Source organism: Pseudomonas sp. HMSC076A11 (genome assembly GCF_001810205.1).
Classification (GTDB): Bacteria; Pseudomonadota; Gammaproteobacteria; order Pseudomonadales; family Pseudomonadaceae; genus Pseudomonas; species Pseudomonas aeruginosa.
In genome coordinates this window covers 107,705-128,460 of record NZ_KV800262.1, presented here as the reverse complement: position 1 = coordinate 128,460, position 20,756 = coordinate 107,705, and the positions used below count along the sequence as shown (strand labels likewise).

Sequence of the window (20,756 nt, the reverse complement as noted above, 5' to 3'; positions counted from 1 at the left end):
GCCTTCCGCTGCCAGCAGCAGCCTATCCACTACTGAACGGACGATCAACAAGCTTCCATCGCACGCCGGAAGCGGCGATGGGCGCCCGCCTCCAGGCCATCCACCCAGGCCTCGCAAATCTGCACGCCCTGCCGCGGCGTGAAGGTCGCGGGATTCAGCCCAGACTCCAGCCACAGCCCGTCGAGCAGGGCGCTGAGGCTGATGGCCGCCAGTTCCGCGTCGAAGTCCGCCCAGCCGCCCTCCTCCGCCAGTTGCCGCAGCACGCCGACCAGCAGCGCCCGGTACTCGCCATAGGAATGGTCGTGGACCCGCCCGATCGCTTCGATGCTGCCCACCGCACCCCAGAACGCCAGCCAGGCGTCGAGCAATTGCGGATCGAGCAGCTCGGCGGAGAAGGATGCCTCGAAGAACGCCGAGAGCCGCGGGCGGGCGCCGCCCGGCGCGGTGTCGATGGCACCGCGGAGCAGGCGCATGACGCGTCCGGTGACCGCCAGGTAGGCCTCGGCCACCAGCGCGTCCTTGCCATCGTAGTGGTGATTGATCAGGCCCACCGATACCCCGGCCTCGGCGCAGATCTTGCGCACCGAGGCGCCCCGGAAGCCATGACGCTTCAGGCAGGCCAGGGTCGCCTCGATCAGCAGCGCCTTGCGCTGCTCTGGCTCCAGACGGGAAAAGCGCACTTCTTGGTTCATCCTTTCGCGGCTCCTGCTCGTCGCCCGCGACCACCGGCGGGCAGCCCCGATGATCGCAGGTTACGTGGCGCCCGTCTCACTGGCTGGCCCAGGCGTTGAAGCGCTCCTCCAGCTCCTCGCCGTGCTCGACCCAGAATTCGTCGTCCATCGCCAGGCCCTGCTCCAGGTTCGCCGGCGCGGTCGGCACCCAGCTCGCCAGTTGCGCGGGCAGGCGCTGGGCGGCCTGGCGGTTGGTCGGCCCGTAGGGAATGTTCTCGACGTAGCGCACCTGGGCATCCGGGGCATTGGCGAAGGCGATGAAGCGACGCGCCTCGGCGCCGCGCTTCGAACCCTTGACCACCGCCCAGTAGTCCATGCCGTACAGGCTGCCCGGCCATACCAGGGCCAGGTTGCGCCCCGCGCGGTGGGCGTCGGCGATGCGCCCGGTGTAGGTGGACGTCATCACCACGTCGCCGGCGGCCAGCCACTGCGCCGGCTGCGCTCCCGCCTCCCACCACTGGATGTAGGGCTTGAGCTGGCCCAGCTTGGCGAAGGCACGGTCGGCACCGGCGCGGGTCGCCAGCAGCGGATAGACCTGCTCGCGTGGCACGCCGTCGGCGAGCAGGGCGAACTCCAGGTTGTAGATCGCCCGCTTGCGCAGGCCGCGCTTGCCGGGGAAGCGCTGGACGTCCCAGAAGTCGGCCCAGGACGCCGGCGGCTGTTGCAGCCGGTCGGCGTCGTAGCCGATCGCCACGCCCCAGACCAGCGCGGCGGAACCGCATTCCTGGGCGGCATTGGCGATCAACTGCTGCTTACCGCCGATGGCCTGCCAGTCCAGACGCTCGAACAGGCCGTCGTCGCAACCGCGCGCCAGGTCCGGCCCCTCGACCTGGACCAGGTCCCAGTCGGCGTGACCGGTATCGGCCATCACCTTGATCCGGGCCATCTCGCCGTTGTACTCGCTCTGCACCACGGGAATCCCGGTCTGCTGCGTGAACGGCTGGAAGAACGCCACCTCCTGGGCCTTCTGTCCGGCGCCGCCGTAGCCGACCACCACCAGGCCATCATCGGCCTGGACCGGCGCGAGGCCGCCGAACGCCAGCAGGACGGCGCCGAGCAGGACGCGGCAAGGAAAAACCGGATGCGGACGGGCGCTGGCCGCGCGGCGCAATGGAAAGGAACGGTTCATGTGCGTCTCCTCTTGTTCTTGTTGTGGAGTGGATCGCAGCGAGCCGCCGGGAAGCGGCCACGGGACAGAAACTATCCAGTCGATTTTAAAAAAACAAGTTGATTTTTTACTGATGGTAAATTCATATCCTGTTTCTGAAGCGCGCCGCGAGAACAACAAGAAGGACGCCAACCGTGAATTTCCCGCACCTGTTCAGCCCCCTGGAAATCCGGGGCAAACGCCTGAAAAACCGCATCATGTCGAGCGGCCACGACACGTCGATGCCTACCGACAACCTGGTCAACGAGCCACTCGTCGCCTATCACCGCGCCCGGGCCCGCGGCGGCGCCGGACTGATCGTCATGCAGGTGGCCGGGGTCCACGACAGCGCGCGCTACACCTCGCACGTGCTGATGGCCACCGACGATGCCTGCATCCCCGGCTACCGGCGGGTCGCCGAGGCCTGCCACGCCGAAGGCTGCGTGGTGCTGTCGCAGATCTTCCATCCCGGGCGCGAGATCATGGAGTCCGCCGACGGCCTGCTGGCGGTGGCCTATTCCGCCTCGGCCTCGCCCAACGAACGGTTCCGGGTGATGCCACGCGAACTCGACCAGCCGCTGATCGACGAGATCGTCGCCGGCTACGCCGCCGCCGCGCGCCGCCTGCACGAGGCAGGACTGGACGGGGTGGAGGTGGTCGCCAGCCACGGCTACCTGCCGGCGCAATTCCTCAACCCGCGGGTGAACCGCCGCAAGGATGGCTACAACGGCGACCTCGATGCCCGCCTGCGTTTCCTCCGCGAAGTGCTGGCAGCGGTGCGCGCGGCCACCTCCGAGGACTTCATCGTCGGCCTGCGCCTGTCCGCCGACGAGCGCGACCCCGAGGGTCTCAGCGAAAGCGAGTCGCTGCAGGCGGCCGAGGCGGTCCAGGGCGAGCTGGACTACCTGCACATCGTCGCCGGCACTTCGGCCTCCCTCGGCGGCGCCATCCATATCGTCCCGCCGATGGCCATCGAGCCGGCCTACCTGGCCCGCGAAGCCGGTACCTTCAAGGCGCGCCTGGCGATCCCGCTGTTCGTCACCGGGCGCATCAACCAGCCCCAGGAGGCCGAGGCCATCCTCGCCCGAGGCCAGGCCGACGTCTGCGGCATGACCCGCGCGCTGATCTGCGACCCGCAGATGCCGAACAAGGCCGAGGCCGGGCGCAGCGACGACGTGCGCGCCTGCATCGCCTGCAACCAGGCCTGCATCGGACATTTCCACCGAGGCTATCCGATCTCCTGCATCCAGCACCCGGAAACCGGCCGCGAGCTGACCTACGCAACGCCCAATCCGGCCTCGCGGCGCAAGCGCGTGCTGGTCGCCGGCGGCGGCCCGGCGGGGATGAAGGCGGCGGCGGTGGCGGCACAGCGCGGCCACGAGGTAGTGCTCTGCGAGGCCGGCGCCCAGCTCGGCGGCCAGGTCAACCTGGCGCAACTGCTGCCGCGCCGCGCGGAATTCGGCGGCGCCTCCACCAACCTGCAACGGGAGATGCAACTGGCCGGCGTCGAGGTACGCCGCAACACGCCGGTCGACCGCGCGCTGGTGGAGCGCGAACGGCCGGACCTGGTGATCGTCGCTACCGGCGCCGAACCCTATTGGCCGCCTTTCGAGCGCGGCGGCGAGCTGCAGGTGGTGGATGCCTGGCAGGTGCTGCGCGGCGAGGTGCGGGTCGGTCGTTCGGTGCTGGTCACCGACTGGCGGGGCGACTGGATCGGCCCCGGTATCGCGGAAAAGCTTGTACGCGAGGGCCACCAGGTGCGCCTGGCGGTGAACGGCACCCACTGCGGCGAGAGCCTGCCGCTGTATGTGCGCGACCAGTTGGCCGGCGAGCTGCACCGCCTGGGTATCCCGGTCACGCCCTACGCCCGCCTGTACGGCTGCGACGATACCACGGTGTACATGCAGCACAGCGCCAGCGGCGAGGCGATGCTGTTCGAGGAGGTCGATACCCTGGTGCTATGCCAGGGCCACCAGCCGGTGGACCGCCTGGCCGACAGCCTGCACGGCCTGGCGGAGGTGTTGCGGATCGGCGACTGCCTGGCCCCCCGCACCGCCGAGGAGGCGATCTACGAAGGGCTCAAGGCCGCCTGGAGCATCTGAGCGGCGCGGCCGCGGCTCCCTCGACGGGTCCCGGCCCAGCCCCTAGAATGCCGCAAACGCAGCCAGGACCCCGCCGCATGCCCCGCCCGTCACCGCCGGACGCCACCGACACGCCGCGCAGCGAAACGCACTTCCTCGGCACCCGCATCCGCGGCCTGCGCAAGCGCCGCGGCCTGACCCTGGCCGAGCTGGCCGCACAGAGCGAACTCACCGCCGGCTACATCAGCCAGTTGGAACGCAACCTGGCGTATCCGTCGATTCCGGCGCTGTTCAACATCGCCCGCAGCCTCGGCGTGACCATCCAGTGGTTCTTCGCCAGCGAGGCCGCGGTGGACCCGGCGGACGCCGGCTACGTGGTGCGGCGCAACACGCGCATGAGCGTGCATTACGAAGACGGCATCATCGACGAACTGCTCACCCCGCAGCCCAGCCGCCAGTTGGAGATCCTCCACTCGCGTTTCCCGCCGGGCACCTACAGCCAGCAGAGCTACAGCCATGAGGGCGAGGAAGCCGGCTACATCCTCAGCGGAATCTTCGAACTCTGGGTCGGCGACCGCCATTTCCAGCTCCGCGAGGGCGACAGCTTCAGCTACTCCAGCCAGGAACCGCATCGCTACGGCAACCCGGGCGACAGCGATACCCTGGTGCTCTGGGTGATCACCCCGCCGACGTTCTGAAACGCCCTGTCGCGATGCAGGGCCAGGGGAGGGCCGACGGGGCGAGCTCTACCCGCCGCGCCCGAGCAACCGCGCCAACCCCGCCAGCAGCCGCTCCAGGGCGCCCTGGTTGTTGCGCAGCACCTTCTCTCCGGCAGTGGCCATGGCCGTCGCGACCTCCGGCTGCGCCCACAGGCGCGCGAGGCCGTCGCACAGCTCGCCGGCATCCGTCACCTCGAGCAGCGCCCCGGCGTCGCGCAATTGCGCGGCGATGTCGAGGAAGTTGAACAGGTGCGGACCGGCGAACACCGGCTTGCCCAGGGCCGCCGGCTCCAGCAGGTTGTGCCCGCCGTTGGGCACCAGGCTGCCGCCGACGAAAGCGATGTCGGCCAGGGCATAGAGGAACAGCAGCTCGCCCATGGTATCGCCGAGCAGCACCTGGGTCGCGCGTGCCACCGGCTCGCCGCCGGAGCGCCGGACCGTGGCGAAGCCTTCGCGGCGGCATAGCTCGTGGACGCCGGCGAAGCGTTCCGGATGGCGCGGCACCAGGATCAGCAACGCGTCGGGACGCGTTTCCAGCAGGCGCCGGTGGGCTGCCAGGACGATCTCGTCCTCGCCGGCATGGGTGCTGGCGGCGATCCACAGCGGTCGCGCCGTCGCGTCCCATTCCTCGCGCAGGGCGGCAGCGGCCAGCGGCAGCTGCGGGTCGATGCGCAGGTCGAACTTGATCGAGCCGGTCACGCTGACGCACTCAGGACGCGCGCCGAGACGACGGAAGCGCTCGGCCTCGGCCTCGGTCTGCACGGCGATCCAGGACAGCTCGGCGAGCATCGGCCGGGTCAGCCCGGCGAAGCGCGCGTAGCCACGCGCCGAGCGCTCGGACAGGCGCGCATTGGCCAGCGCCACCGGGATCCCGCGCACGGCGCAGGCATGGATATGGTTGGGCCACAGCTCGGTTTCCATGATCACCGCCAGGCGCGGCCGCACCCGGTCGAGGAAGCGCGCCGCCGCCCAGGGCAGGTCGTAGGGCAGGTAGCAGTGCCGGACCTGCTCGCCGAACAATGCGCGGATGCGCTCCGAGCCGGTCGGGGTCATGCAGGTGACGGTGACCGGCAGCTGCGGATGGCGCTCCAGCAGCGCCCGCACCATCGGCGCGGCGGCGATGCTCTCGCCCACCGAGACGGCGTGCACCCAGATGCCGCCGGGCGGCACCTCGGGCAAGGACAGGGAAAAACGCTCGCCGATGCGCTTGGCATAGGCCGGCGCCTGGCGCGCGCGCCACCACAGGCGCAACGCCACCAGCGGCAAGCCGAGGTGGAACAGCAGGGTATAGAGGGTACGGTTCATGGGCGCGCAGCTTAGCAAAACTCCCGCCGACCGGCTCAGCCGATGGCGCGCAGGTGGCGGGTGAAGGTTTCGCCGAGCCAGGCCGCCGCCGGGCCGAGCACCTCGTTGCGCCGCCAGACCAGTTCGACCACCAGCGCCGGCGGCGTCCAGTCGCTGGTCAGCTCCACCATCAGCCGGTCGTAGGTGGGGTACTGCACCACGTGCCGCGGTAGCCAGGCCCAGCCGAGGTTGCGCATCAGCAGCTCGGCCATGGAATAGAAGCTGTCCAGCCGCCAGACCTGCGGGCTGATCTGCTCGCCGCCCGGATAGCCGCTCTGCTGGGGCACGATCAAAAGTTGCCGGTGCTGTGCCAGCTCGCGGCGACTGACCCGTTGCAGCCCGGCCAGCGGGTGGCCGGCACCGCACACCGTGACCATCTCGACGCTGCCGAGGCGCCGCCGCTCCAGCGACTCAGGCATGCGCTCATGGTGGAACAGCAGGCCGAGGTCAGCCTGCTCCTCGAGCAAACGACGGGTGACGTCACCCTGGCCGCCGCTGGACACCTGCACCTCCAGACTGGGAAAGCGCTGCGCCAGCGCTTCCAGGCTGTCCAGCACCGGCTGGTAGGGCATCGCCTCGTCCTGGGCCAGGCGCAGCCGCGGCTCCTCGCCGCGCGCCAGCCCCAGCGCGCGCCCCTGCAGGCGCTCGCACTGGCGCAGCACCTCGCGCGCCTCCGCCAGCAGCACCCGGCCCTCGTCGGTCAGGCGCGGCTGGCGTCCGCTGCTGCGTTCGAACAGGGTGACGCCGAGGTCCGCCTCCAGCAGCGCGATGCCGTTGCTCACCGCCGATTGCACCCGCTTCAGTTCGCGGGCGGCGGCAGAGAACGACTGGCGCTCGGCGACGCTGACGAACAGGCGGATCTGCTCCAGGTTCCACTGCATAACCTATCTCCAATACAGATAGGTAACGACTTTATCCCATCCGCCGGCTCCCTAGAATGGCCGCAGTTTCCGGAGGACCCCGCCATGACCAATTATCTCTACCTCGCCATCGCCATCGCCGCCGAAGTGGTCGCCACCACCTCGCTGAAAGCCGTCGCCGGATTCAGCAAGCCACTGCCGCTGCTGCTGGTGGTGGGCGGCTACGTGCTCGCCTTCAGCATGCTCGTGCTGGTCATGCGCACCCTGCCGGTCGGCGTGGTCTACGCCATCTGGTCCGGGCTCGGCATCGTCCTGGTCAGCCTGGTGGCGATGTTCGTCTACGGCCAGCGCCTGGACCCCGCGGCCCTCCTCGGTATCGGCCTGATCATCGCCGGCGTGCTGGTGATCCAGTTGTTCTCCCGCGCTTCGGGGCACTGAACGACCGTCGCGGGCGCAGGTTGTATACTGCGCCCTTTCCGTTCCCGATAAGGCAGCCCCATGCCCCAAGCCCTTTCCACCGACATCCTCATCGTTGGCGGCGGTATCGCCGGCCTCTGGCTGAACGCCCGCTTGCGCCGGGCCGGCTACGCCACCGTGCTGGTGGAAAGCGCCAGCCTCGGCGGCGGACAGAGCGTGAAGTCGCAGGGGATCATCCACGGCGGCGCCAAGTACGCCCTGCATGGTGCCCTGACCGGCGCCTCCGAAGCCATCGCCGACATGCCGCGGCGCTGGCGCGCCTGTCTCGGCAGCGACGGCGAACTCGACCTGCGGGGCGTGCGCCTGCTTTCCGAGGCGCACTACCTGTGGTCGCCGGGCGGCCTGGCCGGCAGCCTTACCAGCTTCTTCGCCAGCAAGGCGGTGCGCAGCCGGGTCGAGCAGGCCAAGGGCGAGGATTTGCCTCCGGCGCTGCGCGACAAGGGGTTCAAGGGCAAGGCCTACCGCCTCACGGAAATCGTCTTCGACGTCCCCGACCTGATTCGCCGCCTGGCGGAACTGGCCGGCGACAGCCTGCTCGCCGGCGAACGCATCGAACCGCTGCGCGAAGGCCGGGAACTGGCCGGCCTGTGCGTCGACGGCCGGGAGATCCGTGCCCAGCGCGTGGTGCTCAGCGCCGGTGCCGGCAACGAGGCGCTGCTCCGCGAACTGGGCCTGGAACAACCGGCCATGCAGCGGCGGCCGCTGCACATGGTGATGGTCAAGGCGGCGACCCTGAAACCGCTGTACGCCCACTGCCTGGGGGCAGGGCCGAAGCCACGGATCACCGTGACCACCCATCCGACCCGCGACGGCCAGTCGGTCTGGTACCTCGGCGGCGACATCGCCGAAACCGATGGCGTGGCCCGCGACGAAGCCGCGCAGATCGCCGAAGCACGCCGCGAACTGGCAAAGCTGCTGCCCTGGATCGACCTCGGCCAGGCGCAGTGGGCCACCTTGCGGGTGGATCGCGCCGAGCCGGCACAGTCCAACCTGTTGCGCCCGGACAACGCCTTCCTCGCCGAACAGGGACGCCTGCTGGTCGGCTGGCCGACCAAGCTGGCGCTGGCCCCTGACTTCGCCGACCGGGTCTGCGCCCGCCTGGAAGAAGACGGCATCCGCCCCAGCGAACATGCCGCGCTGCCGCAACTGCCGCGTCCGCCGCTCGCCGAACCGGCCTGGGAGGTGGCCTTCGCATGATCAGGGATACCCTCCACGACCTGCACCGCCCGCTGGGCGACACCGGCCTGGCCGTTTCGCCGCTGGGCCTGGGCACCGTCAAGTTCGGCCGCGACCAGGGAGTGAAGTACCCTTCCGGCTTCACCATCCCCGACGACCGCGAAGCCGCCGACCTGCTGGCCCTGGCCCGCGACCTCGGCATCAACCTGATCGACACCGCCCCGGCCTACGGCCGCAGCGAGGAACGCCTCGGCCCGCTGCTGCGCGGCCAGCGCGAGCATTGGGTGATCGTCAGCAAGGTCGGCGAAGAGTTCGTCGACGGCCAGTCAGTCTTCGACTTCTCCGCCACGCATACCCGGCGCTCCGTCGAACGCAGCCTGAAGCGCCTGGAGACCGAGCGGATCGAGCTGGTGCTGGTGCATTCCGATGGCAACGACCTGGATATCCTCGAGAACAGCGAGGTCTACCCGACTCTCGCCGCGCTCAAGCGCGAGGGCCTGATCGGCGCCTACGGACTCTCCGGCAAGACCGTCGAAGGTGGCCTGCGCGCCCTGCGCGAGGGCGATTGCGCGATGGTCACCTACAACCTGAACGAGCGCGCCGAACGCCCGGTCATCGAGTACGCCGCGGCCCATGCCAAGGGCATCCTGGTGAAGAAGGCGCTGGCCAGCGGGCATGCCTGCCTGGGCGCCGGACAGGACCCGGTGCGTGCCAGCTTCGAACTGGTCTTCGACCAGCCGGGCGTCGCCGCCGCCATCGTCGGCACCATCAATCCGCTGCACCTGGCCCATAATGTCGCGATGGCCGCGCAAGCCCTAAAAAAGGCCTGAACCATACATCGGCTGCAACATCCGCGGGTTGACACCCGCGGTGCATTCCGCTGCCATGTTCCTCCCGAACGAGCCGTATCCTGCCTGCCGCCCTCGCCTCCGGTGGCCGGTGCATCGAACGTGAGCCTCCGTCCCGCCCCGGCGCGATGACCCGACAAGGAGCCCCGTATGCCCCGTATGCTCGCCCGCAAGGATCCGTCCGCCTTCAAGACCCTGCCGCTGCTGGTAGAGGCCTCCCCGGACGGGCTGGTCTACCAGGCCCTCGGCCTGCCGCTGAACTTCCAGCAGATGCTCGTACGCCGCCGCCGCATGGAGGTAGCCGACCCGCAGCGCTTCGTCGCCGAGCTGGCCAACCTGGGGGTCTCGGTGCGCTTGACCCTGAACTGGCAGGGCCGCGACTACTGGGTGCTGGTCCGTCAGCGCCGGCTGGACCGCGGCGATACCGTGCTCAAGCTGATCTCCGGCTACGTACCAGCCCACGAACTGAACCTGCCGCTGCTCACGGCGATCCAGGAAGTCGCCGAGGAATGCCTGGTGGAGACCGCCGGCGGCTGGCTCGGCGGGCGCTTCGGCGACACCTGGCTGCCGACGCCCTACCAGGGTTCGCTGCGCTACCGGGAGAACAGCCACTTCGTCCTCACCCCGCTGTCCGGCGCCGCCCGTCCGGTGCAAGCCGGCAGCCTGCGCTTGCTGGAGCGCCCACGCGCCTACGTACACCTGCCCACGGCCTCGCTGCAACTGGTCTACGACATGCGCCTGGAGCTGCCGCGCGATGCGCGCGAGCCGAGCCTCTACCATGTCGACGAGCGGCTCGAGAGCGGTCCGCTGGTGGCGCGTCTGGACCGTCGGCGCCCCGATCTCTACCTGCTGCCGCTGGACCAGGGGCGCCCCACCGGCGACCTGTTCACCCTGCGCAAGGGCCAGTTGCGCCCTGCGGCCACCCGCGGCCTGTGGTTGGCCGAGAGCTTTGCCGTACAGGACGGCTGGCTGGTGCATGAAGAACGCATCCGTTTCCGCGACTGGCTGGCACTGTGGCCATCCAGCAACGGCGACCAGGCCGGCGGTGGACGCGACCGCGCCAGCGCCTGAACCGGGCGGGCTTTGCCGCCCTTTCTACTTCAACTGGCTGGAAGACTTGCCGAGCAGGCGGCGAGCGACGATGAGCAGCTGGATCTGCTGGGTGCCCTCGAAGATGTCGAGGATCTTCGAGTCCCGCGCCCACTTCTCCAACAGCTCATCCTCGGCGTAGCCGAGGGCGCCAGCCAGCTCCACGCACTTCAGGGTGATCTCGTTGGCCACCCGTCCAGCCTTGGCCTTGGCGATGGACGCTTCCTTCGAGTTGGGCAGCTTGTTGTCGGCCATCCATGCCGCCTTCAAGGTCAACAGGCGCGCTGCCTCCCACTCCGCCTCCAGGCGATAGAGAGTGGCCTCGGCGTGGCTGACGGTGAGCAGCGGCTTCCTGTAGTCGAACTTGCAGCCAGCCTTCTTCAGCAATTCGCGGGTCCGGTCCAGCGCCGCCTTGGCCACCCCGACAGCCATGCCGGCCACCAGCGGGCGGGTATTGTCGAAGGTCTCCATGACCCCGGCGAAACCCTTCTGCACGTCGACCTCGGCGTTGCCCAGCAGGTTCGCGGCCGGCACCCGGCAATCATTGAAACTGATCGAAGCGGTATCCGAAGCCTTGATCCCGAGCTTCTTCTCCAGGCGCGTCACGGTCATCCCCGGCGTGCCCTTCTCGACCACGAAGGACTTGATCGCCGCCCGCCCCAGGTTGCGGTTCAGGGTGGCCCAGACCACCACGGCATCGGCCCGCTCGCCGGAAGTGACGAAAATCTTCTCGCCGTTCAGTACATAGTGTTCGCCATCCTGGGTCGCGGTGGTGCGGATCGCCGCCGAGTCCGAGCCGCAGCCCGGCTCGGTGATCGCCATTGCCGCCCAGGTGCCGCCGAAGCGCTGCAACTGCTCCTCGTTGGCCACCGCGGCGATCGCCGCGTTGCCCAGCCCCTGGCGCGGCATGGCCAGGAGCAGGCCGACGTCGCCCCAGCACAGTTCCATCACGCCGAGCAACGCCGACAGGTTGCCGCCGTTCTTGATACCCTCCTCTACCTGCTTGCCGGCACGCTTGCTCGCCGAGGTCGCACCGACAGCCTCGGGCGAGCCGCTGTTCATGCCGTCCAGCAAGGCCGCGAGCAGGTCCAGCTCCTTCGGATAGGCGTGTTCGGCCTTGTCGTACTTGCGCGAGATCGGCCGGAAATAGTTTTCCGCGACCTGATGCGCCTGGTTGGCCAGGCTGCGGAATTTCTTCGGGGTTTCCAGGTACATGTCGATTCCTCGTTCACTCGTCGCGGCGGACCGCGCACTCGCTCGGGTTCACAGGTGCAGGCCGCCGGCCATCAGCGCTACCGCGCGCAGGTCGCGGTACCAGCGCTCGGCTGGATGCTCCTTGGTGAAGCCGTGGCCACCGAGCAGCTGCACCGCGTCGGTGCCGATCTTCATCGCCTTCTCGGCGCACAGCAGCCGCGCCAGGTAAGCCTCGCGCTGGAACGGCTGGCCGCGCTCGGCCAGGGCGCAGGCGCGCCAGACCATCAGGCGCATGGCGTCCAGTTCGATGGCGATGTCGGCGACCATGAAGGCGACCCCCTGGCGATGGCTGATCGGCTCGCCGAAGGCCTCACGCTCGTTGCAGTAGGCGATCACGTAGTCCAGCGCCGCCTGTCCGGTGCCCAGCGCCAGGGCACACCAGGCCAGGGACGCGTGATCGAGGAAGGCCCGGTAGTCGAAATGCTCGGCGGCCAGGCGGTTGTCCGCCGGCACCTTGACGCTCTTCAGGCGCAACCGGGCGGTGCCGCCGGCCTTCAGTCCCATCGCCGGCTCGGCACGTCGCTCGACGCCCTTGGCGGAGGCTTCCACCAGGAACAGCGCAGGCCCCTCGTCGGTCTTCGCCGCGACGATCAGGCGGCTGGCCTCCAGGCCGCGCAGGACCAGGCATTTCTCTCCGGAAAGCAGGTAGTGACTGCCCTTGCGCCGGGCGCGGGTCGCCAGTTTCTGCGGGTCGAACAGCAGACTCGGCTCGTTGACCGCGATGGCGGTGAGCGGCGCCCCCTCTTCGCTGACGAACGCCGGCAGCCACTGCGCCTGCTGCGAGGGGCTGCCCCAGCGGCGGATGCAGTTGGCCGCCGACAACGGCACCAGCAGGGCCGCCGCCAGCGTCAGGTCGCCCTTGGCCAGGGCCTCGGCGATAAGGGCAGTGGTCACCGTGGTGCGCTCACCGGCCATGCCGCCGTGCACCTCGCCGACCCCATAGTGGGTCAGGCCCAGCTCCAGCGCCTGGTTGAGCAGTTCCGCCGGCAGGCTGGCCTCGGCATCCGCGTCATGAGCCAGCGGACGCAACACCTCCAGGGCGAAGCCTTCAAGCATGTCCACCAGCATCTGCTGGTCGTCGGAGAACGACAGGTCGAACAACCCGTCCGGATCGGCCTTGCGCGGTCCCTTCGCTTGCTTCGCCGAACGCTCGCTGGCCAGGCGGAAGCCGGTACGGCTGCCGCTGTAGAGCAACTTCTCGAAGGGTTTGCGAAGATTGAAGCGATCCGGCCAGTCGGCCTGGGCGACACGGTTCAGTACAGCCAGGGCACGGCCCTGTACATCGGTGCTCATGGGCATCTTGCTCCACGCAGGATGGGATGCCCGGATCATGCGCCGCCGCATGGGCAGCGCCTATGACCGTCTCGCCGGGAAAACTTGTCAGACCAGCCAGTCACCTGCCCGGATAGGTCGGCATTCTGCCGGACCCCATCCCTCAGAACAGCGGATTCTAGCCGTGGAAACTCAGGGAAAGCAGAAAGGCGCGCGCTGACTTTACACTTCTTAACACTCTTTAAAGCTTTGAAGATGACTTGCCCGACGACCACGGCATTTAATTCTCAGATTGGGCAAGGATAATCACGAATATCGGTCACCTGAGGTATCCCACCCGCCGAAACCAAAACCAATCGGTAGGTATTTTCTTTAAAAGCATGAAATTACTGCAGGCTTATCCTCTTCCCTAAGTAAAACCTTTAAATACAATCCCACTTCTTGCCATCCCCCTCCCGCGTCATCCCCAAGCCATTCCCGTCGACGAGTAAAGAAAATGTGCGGTATCAGTGGATTTATCCAAAGACACACTGAAAAGACCCAAATGGTACAGATCATTGGCCAGATGACGGACAAGATCATTCATCGTGGCCCCGATGACAAAGGATATTGGTTGGATCATTCCATCGGCCTGGCGCTCGGCCACCGCCGCCTGGCCATACAGGACCTGTCGACGGCCGGACATCAGCCCATGCCGTCTGCATGCGGACGGTACGTCATAGTCTTCAATGGGGAGATCTACAATCATCTGGCACTCCGTGCCCTGCTCGGACCGCATCCCTGGAGGGGGCATTCCGACACCGAGACGCTGCTTGCCTGCTTCTCCGTCTGGGGTATGGAGAAAACCCTATCCAATATCACTGGCATGTTTTCCCTCGCACTTTTCGATAAAGAAACGAGTAAAATCTTCCTCATTCGTGACCGGCTAGGAGAAAAACCTTTATATTATGGGTGGCAGGGAAACTGCTTCCTGTTTTCCTCCGAGTTAAAGTCCCTGACCGTACACCCAGAGTTCCAAAAAGAGATCGACAGAGACAGCCTTGCAGCATTTCTACGTTTTGGATATTGCCCCACTCCCAACAGCATCTACAAAGGTATAAAAAAACTTCCGCCCGGGCATTACATTCAATTGAACCTGGCTAATGCTACGCCAGGTGAACTCATGGATCCGCTCCCCTACTGGTCTCTGAGCAAGGTCATCGCACAAGGGATCCATCAGCCATTCCAGGGAAGTGACTCAGAGGCCGTGGATGCCCTGCACCGGCAACTGTCCGCCAGCGTTACTTCGCAAATGCTCAGTGACGTACCTCTTGGCGCCTTCCTTAGCGGTGGCGTCGACAGCAGCACAATCGTGGCCCTTATGCAGGCTCGGCATTCCCGGCCCGTACAGACGTTCACCATTGGCTTCGACGAGCCCGGCTACAACGAAGCGGAACACGCCAAGGCTGTCGCCCAGCATCTCGGCACCCAGCACACCGAGCTTTACGTCAGGGCCGAAGACGCACTCGCGGTGGTGCCGTGTCTTCCCGGCATCTACTGCGAGCCCTTCGCCGATAGCTCACAGATACCGACCTACCTGATCAGTCGCCTGGCCAAGCAATCCGTAACGGTCGCTCTCACCGGCGATGGTGGCGATGAACTGTTTGCCGGCTACAATCGCTATCTCACGGCATGCCAGGCATGGAACAGGTTGAAACAGCTTCCACTGGTTGCCAGGATGACGCTCGCAAAACTGCTGAGCGCTCTGCCACCGGCGATGTGGGACAGCCTGTTCTCTCTCGCAAGCCCCTTGCTACCCTCGAAGTACCGTTTGCGCACACCAGGAGACAAGCTTCAGAAGCTCGCCGGTCTCATGGCGTTTTCCAGTGAAGAGGACTTCTACAAGGATCTGGTCAGCCACTGGAAGAAGCCTACGAACCTCGTCATCGGCAGCGAGGAATCGGCTTCCGTCTTTTGGAATCTTGACAGCCTCCCCGAGATGGAAAGCTTCGAACAATGGATGATGGCCATGGATACCCGGACCTACCTGGCCGATGACATACTGGCGAAGGTCGACCGCGCCGCAATGGCCACTAGCCTGGAAACCCGCGTCCCGCTCCTCGATCATCGCGTGGTCGAACTCGCCTGGAAAATGCCACTGAACCTGAAGATCAGAAATAACGACGGCAAGTGGTTGCTGCGCCAGGTTCTTTACCAGCACGTTCCCCGGGAACTGATCGAGCGTCCCAAGATGGGATTCGCCATCCCTCTGGACACCTGGCTGCGGGGACCGTTGCGGGAGTGGGCCGAAAGCCTCCTGGCCGAGGAACGCTTGAGACGCGAGGGCTACCTGCGCCCGGAGCCGATTCGGCGAGCCTGGCAGGAGCATCTCAGCGGAAAAAGAAACTGGCAAGGCCCGCTCTGGAATGTATTGATGTTCCAGGCTTGGCTGGAACATCAATGATCCAGCCACAGGGCCAGGGGTCGGCGTGAAGCGGGAAGAACCTGCTAACGGGAATCAGCGCTGGCGGATCTTCTCGACGATGGCGGTGGTGGAGCTGTTCTCCACCAGGCCGAGCACCCGTACCTCGCCGCCGTAGGCCTTGACGATCTGCGCGCCGACCACCTGCTCGACGCCGTAATCGCCGCCCTTGACCAGCACGTCCGGACGCACCTGCTCGAGCAGGCGCTCGGGAGTGTCTTCGGCGAAGCTCACCACCCAGTCCACCGCGCCGAGCCCGGCGAGTACCGCCATGCGCCGGTCCACCGAGTTGATCGGCCGGCCAACGCCCTTCAGGCGAGTGACCGAGGCGTCGTCGTTGACCCCGACGATCAGGCGGTCGCCCTGGGCGCGCGCCTGTTCGAGGTAGGTCACGTGGCCGGCGTGAAGGATGTCGAAGCAGCCATTGGTGAAGACGATCTTCTCGCCGTGGGCGCGGGCGTCTTCGATTGCCAGCAGCAATTGCTCCAAGCCCAGCACGCCACGCTCGGAACCCTGCTCGCGCTGCACCGCGCGACGCAGTTCGGGCGCGCTGATCGCCGCGGTACCCAGCTTGCCGACCACGATGCCGGCGGCCAGGTTGGCCAGGCCCACCGCGGACGGCAGCTCCTCGCCGGCGGCAAGCGCCGCGGCCAGGGTGGAGATGACCGTATCGCCGGCACCGGTGACGTCGAACACTTCCCGCGCCCGCGCCGGCAGGTGCAGGGCCGGCTGGCCATGGCGGAGCAGGGTCATGCCATGCTCGCCGCGGGTCACCAGCAAGGCACCGAGGTCGAGTTCGCTCATCAGCGCCTGGCCCTTGGCGACCAGTTCGGCTTCGTCGGCGCAACGGCCGACGATGGTCTCGAATTCGGACAGGTTCGGGGTGATCAGGCTGGCGCCGCGATAGATGGCGAAGTCCTTGCCCTTGGGATCGGCCAGTACCGGAATGTTGCGCGCCCGCGCCGCCTGGATCAGCACCTGGTGGTTCTGTAGCGCGCCCTTGCCGTAGTCGGACAGCACCAGCACCTTGACCTTGGCCAGCAGCGACTCGACGTCCACGGCCAGGGCCGCCGCGTCGGTGCGGAACGGTTCCTCGAAGTCGACCCGCAGCAGTTGCTGGTGGCGACTCATGACCCGCAGCTTGACGATGGTCGGCTGGCTATCGATGCGCTGGAAGCGCGCGTCCACTCCAGCGGCCTTGAGGCTGTTGGCCAGGCTGTCGGCGGCCTCGTCGCGGCCGGTGACGCCGACCAGCAAGGCCTGCGCGCCCAGCGCGGCGATGTTCAGCGCGACGTTGGCGGCGCCGCCGGGGCGGTCCTCGTGCTGTTCGACGCGGACCACCGGCACCGGGGCCTCCGGCGAAATGCGCGAAGTCGCGCCATGCCAGTAGCGGTCGAGCATCACATCACCGACCACCAACACCGGGGCCTGGTCGAAACGGGGCATGGACAACTTCATGGGAACTCCAAACAACCTCTCGGGGCAGACGCCCAGTTTATCAGCCGACAGGCGCCGGCGCCTGCTCATCCAGTCCCATCGCATGCAGCCGCGCATAATGGCCGTTCTGCGCCAGCAGCTCGGCGTGGCTGCCGCGCTCGACGATCTGCCCCTGGTCCATCACCAGGATCAGGTCGGCCTTCTCGATGGTCGACAGGCGGTGGGCGATCACCAGGGTGGTGCGCCCCTTCATCACTTCGTCCAGCGCCGCCTGGATATGCCGCTCCGACTCGGTGTCCAGCGCCGAGGTCGCCTCGTCGAGGATCAGCAGGGGCGCGTCCTTGAGCAGCGCCCGGGCGATCGCCAGACGCTGGCGCTGGCCGCCGGAAAGCAGCACGCCATTCTCGCCGACCTCGGTGTCGAAGCCTTGCGGCAGGTTGTCGATGAACTCCTTGGCGTTGGCAGCCTTCGCCGCCCGCTCGATTTCCTCGCGCGGCGCGCCAGCCAGGTCGCCGTAGGCGATGTTGTTGGCCACGCTGTCGTTGAACAGCGTGACCTGCTGGGTCACCAGGGCGATGTGGCGGCGCAGGTTGCGCAGGCGATAATCCTCGACTTCAACGCCATCAAGGAGGATCTTGCCGTCATTGTGCTGGTAAAAGCGCGGAACCAGGTTGGCCAGGGTCGATTTGCCGCTACCGGAACGGCCGACCAGGGCGATCATCTGCCCGGGCTCGGCGATGAAACTGATGTCATCCAGCACCTGCTTGTCGGTTCCGGGATAACGGAAGCTCAGGTTGCGCACTTCCAGGCGCCCGCTGACCCGCTCCTTCTCGACGGTACCCTGGTCTTCCTCCGCCGCTTCGTCGAGCTGCTCGAAGATGCTCTCGGCGCCGGCGACGCCGCGCTGGACCGTGGAACTGACCTCGGAAAGCTGGCGGATCGGCTTGGGCAACAGGCCCGCCGCGGTGATATAGGCCACCAGGTCGCCGGCCGAGGCGTCCCCGCGCAGCCACAGCACGAGGAACATCAGTATCGCCATGGCGACGTAGATCACCAATTGCAGCATCGGCGTGTAGACCGCGCCGGTCTTGGTCATCCGCAACTGCTTGTCGGTATTGCTCTGGCTGGCGTCGAGGAAGCGCTTCTCTTCATAGGCTTCGCCGCCGAAGCTGCGCACTACCCGGTAGCCCTGGATGGTTTCCGAGGCGACGTGGGTGACGTCGCCCATGGCCACCTGGATCTTCTTGCTCTGCTTGCGGAACTTGCGGCTGGCGGTAGTCACCATCACCGCGATGACCGGCAGGATCGCCAGCATCACCAGGGTCAGCTTCCAGTTCATCCACAGCAGGTAGAGGAACAGGAAGACCACGGTCAGGCCCTCACGGATCACCACCTTGATGGCATCCGTGGCCGCTCCGGTGACCATGGTCACGTTGAAGGTGATGCGCGAGATCAGGTGGCCGGAGCTGTGCGTGTCGAAATAGCGGTTCGGCAGCACCAGCAGCTTGTTGAACAGGGCGACCCGCAGGTCATGCACCAGCCCCAGGGAAACCTTGGCCAGGAAGAAGTTGCCGAGGAACGAGCCCAGCCCCTGCCAGGCAGCGATCAGGATGATCAGCAACGGCACCGCGTAGACCAGGTGCAGGTCGCGCAACCAGGGCCACTGCACATTCGGAAACAATGCCGCGTCAGGATTGGAGAGGCCGTCGACGAAATACTTGAGGATGCCCGCCAGCATCGGCTGGGTCGAGGCGAAGATCAGGAAACCGACGATGCTGAGTAGGAACATTCCGATGTAGGGCTTCACGTAGCCCAACAGGCGGAAATAGATCTTGAGACTGGAAGGTCCGGGATTCTGAGGACTATCGCTCATGGTTTCTTACATGCTGAAAAGGTCCCGGAGTGTAGCACAGGACCTCCATCACTCCGCCTGGAAGGCGTGTTGGGGTAAGATGGCGGGCCGTTCGTTCAGGAGCTCGCATGCGAGTCATAGACTACCCCTCCTACTTGCAGTTGCGTGACAACGCAGAAGTGCTGGAAGCCGATGGTCATGGGGACAAGGTTCTGCGTCTGCGCGACGGGTCCTTCCTCAAACTGTTTCGCCGCAAGCGCCTGATTTCCTCCGCAGCCCTGTTCCCCTATGCGGAGCGCTTCGCCCGCAACGCCAGCGAACTGGCGCGGCGCGGCATCGTTTGCCCGAAGGTGCTGGACGTATTGCGGATCCCACATATCCAGCGCGACGCGGTGCACTACGAGCCGCTACCGGGGCAGACCCTCCGCCAACTCGACCGCAACGACCCGGAGTGCGGCGACGCAGTCCGGACGCAACTGGGCGAGCTGATCGCCGCGCTGCACGCCAAGGGGGTGTACTTCCGCTCGCTGCACCTGGGCAACGTGGTGCGCACGCCGGAAGGCCGGATGGGCCTGATCGACATCGCCGACCTGCGGGTCCAGCGCTCGGCGCTCAGCGCCGCCCAGCGCATTCGCAATTTCAAGCACCTGCTGCGCTACGAACAGGATCGAACCTGGTTCCTCGACGACAGCGAGCACCTGGTGCTCAAGGCCTATCTCCGCAGCAGCCAGGTCCACTGGACACTCGAGCAGCTCCTCAAGCAACTGCAACTGGATTGAGCAAGGAATGTTCGCAGCTACCCGACTGACCCGTCTTCGTCACGATACCAGCCGCATCCTCAGCCACTGGATCCTGCCGCTGGGCTGGCTGGCCCTGCTCACCGGAATGTTCTGGGTCGGCGACCGTTCCGACTATCACCGGCTTTTCTATATCTTGCTGGCTGCACCGACGCTGCTGTACGTGATACTGCAACCGCGTCTGCTTCGCCCGCTAACGGGCTCGCCGCTGTTCATCGCCTTCCTCGCCTTCAGCAGCTACATGATGCTGAGCCTGTCCTGGTCGACCCCCGAGAACTCCACCGGCTCGCTGCTCAAGCGCCCCCTGTACATCGCCCTCCTGTTCTTCTGCGCCGCCATCCTGGCGCTCGAAGCTCCCCTCCGCCTCAAGACCGCGACCTGGCTGGCAGCCCTTGGCGCGGTGATCTCCGCGGCAGCCACCTTGCTGCAATACTACTGGGACGCCAACCCGCTGCGCCTTACCGGTTATGGCGCTCTCTATAACCCATTACTGAGCGCCCATGTCTATGGCGCCTTCACGGCACTCTGGCTGGCCTATTGGATGCAATCCCGCCTCATCCTGGCCCCCTTGCCACTGATATCTCTGGCGCTGCTCGGTGGCCTTCTCATCGCGACCGGTTCACGTACTCCCCTGGTAGGGCTCACAGCGGCCCTTATGTGGCTGGTCCTGGCCGGAGACAGGAAAAAAGCCCTCATCGCCCTGGCACTCGCCCTGGCTGGAGCGCTACTGGGCTACATCCTGTACCCGGAAGTGATCACCCAGAGAGGGGCATCGTTCCGCCCGGAAATCTGGGCCGACGCCCTACGCCAGATCAGCGAGCATCCATGGTTCGGACACGGCTACGATCATCCGATGCGAATCGTCCTGAGCAACGGCATGCTGCTCGCCGACCCGCACAACATCGAACTGGGTGTGCTTTTCGCTGGAGGGATCATCGGGCTCCTGCTGTGGGTGGCGATCTACGCACTGGCCTTCGGCTTCTCCTGGAAAAACCGGAAGTCTCCAGCGGTTCTGCTAGCCTCGACCTGGCTGGTGTTCGGCCTGGCAGCCGGACTCACGGAGGGCAACGCCTTCCTGCCCCATCCCAAGGAACACTGGTTCCTGATCTGGATTCCCATGGCGCTGCTGTATGCGCTGTGGATCCAGCAAAGGTTCGCCGCCAGCAGGCGCGGTGAGGATATCGCCGCGCCTTGAGTGCGGCGATATCAGC

General features: G+C 66.6%; 17 protein-coding genes. 9 read left to right on the top strand and 8 right to left on the bottom strand.

Features of this window, described 5'->3' with window-relative positions:
• Positions 1-44: 44 nt before the first annotated feature.
• Entirely contained in the window at positions 45-692 is a 648-nt protein-coding gene (locus tag HMPREF2716_RS01975; RefSeq protein WP_070621787.1) for a TetR family transcriptional regulator C-terminal domain-containing protein, read from the bottom strand.
• Between the two features lie 76 nt (positions 693-768).
• Positions 769-1,860 (bottom strand): ABC transporter substrate-binding protein, encoded by a 1,092-nt coding sequence (locus HMPREF2716_RS01970; RefSeq protein ID WP_003095722.1) that lies wholly within the window; start codon positions 1,858-1,860, stop codon positions 769-771.
• 173 nt (positions 1,861-2,033) lie between these two features.
• Between HMPREF2716_RS01970 and HMPREF2716_RS01965 the strand changes: the two genes are divergently transcribed.
• Together HMPREF2716_RS01965 and HMPREF2716_RS01960 are read left to right on the top strand one after the other, a co-directional pair.
• Positions 2,034-3,980 (top strand): oxidoreductase, encoded by a 1,947-nt coding sequence (locus tag HMPREF2716_RS01965; protein ID WP_003146337.1) that lies wholly within the window; start codon positions 2,034-2,036, stop codon positions 3,978-3,980.
• 77 nt (positions 3,981-4,057) lie between these two features.
• Positions 4,058-4,657 carry a helix-turn-helix domain-containing protein gene (locus HMPREF2716_RS01960; protein WP_003095727.1) on the top strand — a complete coding sequence of 200 codons (600 nt, stop codon included), beginning with the start codon at positions 4,058-4,060 and terminating at the stop codon, positions 4,655-4,657.
• Between the two features lie 48 nt (positions 4,658-4,705).
• Here HMPREF2716_RS01960 and waaA read toward each other — a convergent pair whose 3' ends face one another.
• Positions 4,706-5,983, bottom strand: a complete 1,278-nt coding sequence (gene waaA / locus HMPREF2716_RS01955; RefSeq protein ID WP_003114538.1) for a lipid IV(A) 3-deoxy-D-manno-octulosonic acid transferase — start codon at positions 5,981-5,983, stop codon at positions 4,706-4,708.
• Between the two features lie 35 nt (positions 5,984-6,018).
• A complete protein-coding gene (locus HMPREF2716_RS01950) occupies positions 6,019-6,903 on the bottom strand; it encodes a LysR family transcriptional regulator (protein ID WP_003114539.1) in 885 nt (294 codons plus the stop codon).
• Positions 6,904-6,987: 84 nt separating this feature from the next.
• Here HMPREF2716_RS01950 and HMPREF2716_RS01945 point away from each other — a divergent pair, with 84 nt between their 5' ends.
• The 4 genes from HMPREF2716_RS01945 to HMPREF2716_RS01930 all read left to right on the top strand — a co-directional run bounded on the left by HMPREF2716_RS01945 (position 6,988) and on the right by HMPREF2716_RS01930 (position 10,454).
• Positions 6,988-7,320: a DMT family transporter gene (locus HMPREF2716_RS01945; protein ID WP_003095735.1), complete on the top strand. Its 333-nt coding sequence runs from the start codon at positions 6,988-6,990 to the stop codon at positions 7,318-7,320.
• 60 nt (positions 7,321-7,380) lie between these two features.
• A complete protein-coding gene (locus HMPREF2716_RS01940) occupies positions 7,381-8,556 on the top strand; it encodes an NAD(P)/FAD-dependent oxidoreductase (RefSeq protein ID WP_003114540.1) in 1,176 nt (391 codons plus the stop codon).
• Entirely contained in the window at positions 8,553-9,365 is an 813-nt protein-coding gene (locus tag HMPREF2716_RS01935; protein ID WP_003095738.1) for an aldo/keto reductase, read from the top strand. The genes HMPREF2716_RS01940 and HMPREF2716_RS01935 overlap by 4 nt, the downstream gene beginning before the upstream one ends.
• A gap of 168 nt (positions 9,366-9,533) precedes the next feature.
• Positions 9,534-10,454, top strand: a complete 921-nt coding sequence (locus HMPREF2716_RS01930) for a hypothetical protein (protein ID WP_003114542.1) — start codon at positions 9,534-9,536, stop codon at positions 10,452-10,454.
• A gap of 24 nt (positions 10,455-10,478) precedes the next feature.
• On the opposite strand, the gene HMPREF2716_RS01925 is transcribed toward HMPREF2716_RS01930, so the two are convergent.
• Both HMPREF2716_RS01925 and HMPREF2716_RS01920 read right to left on the bottom strand, forming a co-directional pair.
• Positions 10,479-11,687 (bottom strand): acyl-CoA dehydrogenase family protein, encoded by a 1,209-nt coding sequence (locus tag HMPREF2716_RS01925; protein ID WP_043493970.1) that lies wholly within the window; start codon positions 11,685-11,687, stop codon positions 10,479-10,481.
• Positions 11,688-11,735: 48 nt separating this feature from the next.
• Positions 11,736-13,025: an acyl-CoA dehydrogenase family protein gene (locus HMPREF2716_RS01920; RefSeq protein ID WP_003123588.1), complete on the bottom strand. Its 1,290-nt coding sequence runs from the start codon at positions 13,023-13,025 to the stop codon at positions 11,736-11,738.
• Between the two features lie 469 nt (positions 13,026-13,494).
• Between HMPREF2716_RS01920 and asnB the strand changes: the two genes are divergently transcribed.
• Entirely contained in the window at positions 13,495-15,441 is a 1,947-nt protein-coding gene (asnB, locus tag HMPREF2716_RS01915) for an asparagine synthase (glutamine-hydrolyzing) (protein ID WP_023130369.1), read from the top strand.
• A 54-nt stretch (positions 15,442-15,495) separates the two neighbouring features.
• Here asnB and hldE read toward each other — a convergent pair whose 3' ends face one another.
• Both hldE and msbA read right to left on the bottom strand, forming a co-directional pair.
• A complete protein-coding gene (gene hldE / locus HMPREF2716_RS01910) occupies positions 15,496-16,917 on the bottom strand; it encodes a bifunctional D-glycero-beta-D-manno-heptose-7-phosphate kinase/D-glycero-beta-D-manno-heptose 1-phosphate adenylyltransferase HldE (RefSeq protein WP_003123589.1) in 1,422 nt (473 codons plus the stop codon).
• Positions 16,918-16,957: 40 nt separating this feature from the next.
• A complete protein-coding gene (msbA, locus tag HMPREF2716_RS01905) occupies positions 16,958-18,769 on the bottom strand; it encodes a lipid A export permease/ATP-binding protein MsbA (RefSeq protein ID WP_003114544.1) in 1,812 nt (603 codons plus the stop codon).
• Positions 18,770-18,876: 107 nt separating this feature from the next.
• Between msbA and HMPREF2716_RS01900 the strand changes: the two genes are divergently transcribed.
• Both HMPREF2716_RS01900 and waaL read left to right on the top strand, forming a co-directional pair.
• Complete coding sequence (locus HMPREF2716_RS01900) at positions 18,877-19,527, top strand: BUD32 family EKC/KEOPS complex subunit (protein ID WP_003114545.1); 651 nt, start codon at positions 18,877-18,879, stop codon at positions 19,525-19,527.
• Positions 19,528-19,534: 7 nt separating this feature from the next.
• Positions 19,535-20,740, top strand: coding sequence for an O-antigen ligase WaaL (gene waaL, locus HMPREF2716_RS01895; protein WP_070621786.1), 1,206 nt, complete (start codon positions 19,535-19,537; stop codon positions 20,738-20,740).
• Positions 20,741-20,756 lie beyond the last annotated feature (16 nt).

What these genes read in the sequence shown, in the direction of transcription:
- HMPREF2716_RS01930 (WP_003114542.1), top strand. Translation starts at nt 9,534, where the DNA reads ATGCCCCGTATGCTCGCCCGCAAGGATCCGTCCGCCTTCAAGACCCTG.
- HMPREF2716_RS01925 (WP_043493970.1), bottom strand. Translation starts at nt 11,687, where the DNA reads ATGTACCTGGAAACCCCGAAGAAATTCCGCAGCCTGGCCAACCAGGCG.
- HMPREF2716_RS01935 (WP_003095738.1), top strand. Translation starts at nt 8,553, where the DNA reads ATGATCAGGGATACCCTCCACGACCTGCACCGCCCGCTGGGCGACACC.
- HMPREF2716_RS01920 (WP_003123588.1), bottom strand. Translation starts at nt 13,025, where the DNA reads ATGCCCATGAGCACCGATGTACAGGGCCGTGCCCTGGCTGTACTGAAC.
- HMPREF2716_RS01945 (WP_003095735.1), top strand. Translation starts at nt 6,988, where the DNA reads ATGACCAATTATCTCTACCTCGCCATCGCCATCGCCGCCGAAGTGGTC.
- waaL (WP_070621786.1), top strand. Translation starts at nt 19,535, where the DNA reads ATGTTCGCAGCTACCCGACTGACCCGTCTTCGTCACGATACCAGCCGC.
- HMPREF2716_RS01975 (WP_070621787.1), bottom strand. Translation starts at nt 692, where the DNA reads ATGAACCAAGAAGTGCGCTTTTCCCGTCTGGAGCCAGAGCAGCGCAAG.
- msbA (WP_003114544.1), bottom strand. Translation starts at nt 18,769, where the DNA reads ATGAGCGATAGTCCTCAGAATCCCGGACCTTCCAGTCTCAAGATCTAT.
- HMPREF2716_RS01950 (WP_003114539.1), bottom strand. Translation starts at nt 6,903, where the DNA reads ATGCAGTGGAACCTGGAGCAGATCCGCCTGTTCGTCAGCGTCGCCGAG.
- waaA (WP_003114538.1), bottom strand. Translation starts at nt 5,983, where the DNA reads ATGAACCGTACCCTCTATACCCTGCTGTTCCACCTCGGCTTGCCGCTG.
- HMPREF2716_RS01970 (WP_003095722.1), bottom strand. Translation starts at nt 1,860, where the DNA reads ATGAACCGTTCCTTTCCATTGCGCCGCGCGGCCAGCGCCCGTCCGCAT.
- HMPREF2716_RS01960 (WP_003095727.1), top strand. Translation starts at nt 4,058, where the DNA reads ATGCCCCGCCCGTCACCGCCGGACGCCACCGACACGCCGCGCAGCGAA.
- hldE (WP_003123589.1), bottom strand. Translation starts at nt 16,917, where the DNA reads ATGAAGTTGTCCATGCCCCGTTTCGACCAGGCCCCGGTGTTGGTGGTC.
- HMPREF2716_RS01940 (WP_003114540.1), top strand. Translation starts at nt 7,381, where the DNA reads ATGCCCCAAGCCCTTTCCACCGACATCCTCATCGTTGGCGGCGGTATC.
- asnB (WP_023130369.1), top strand. Translation starts at nt 13,495, where the DNA reads ATGTGCGGTATCAGTGGATTTATCCAAAGACACACTGAAAAGACCCAA.
- HMPREF2716_RS01900 (WP_003114545.1), top strand. Translation starts at nt 18,877, where the DNA reads ATGCGAGTCATAGACTACCCCTCCTACTTGCAGTTGCGTGACAACGCA.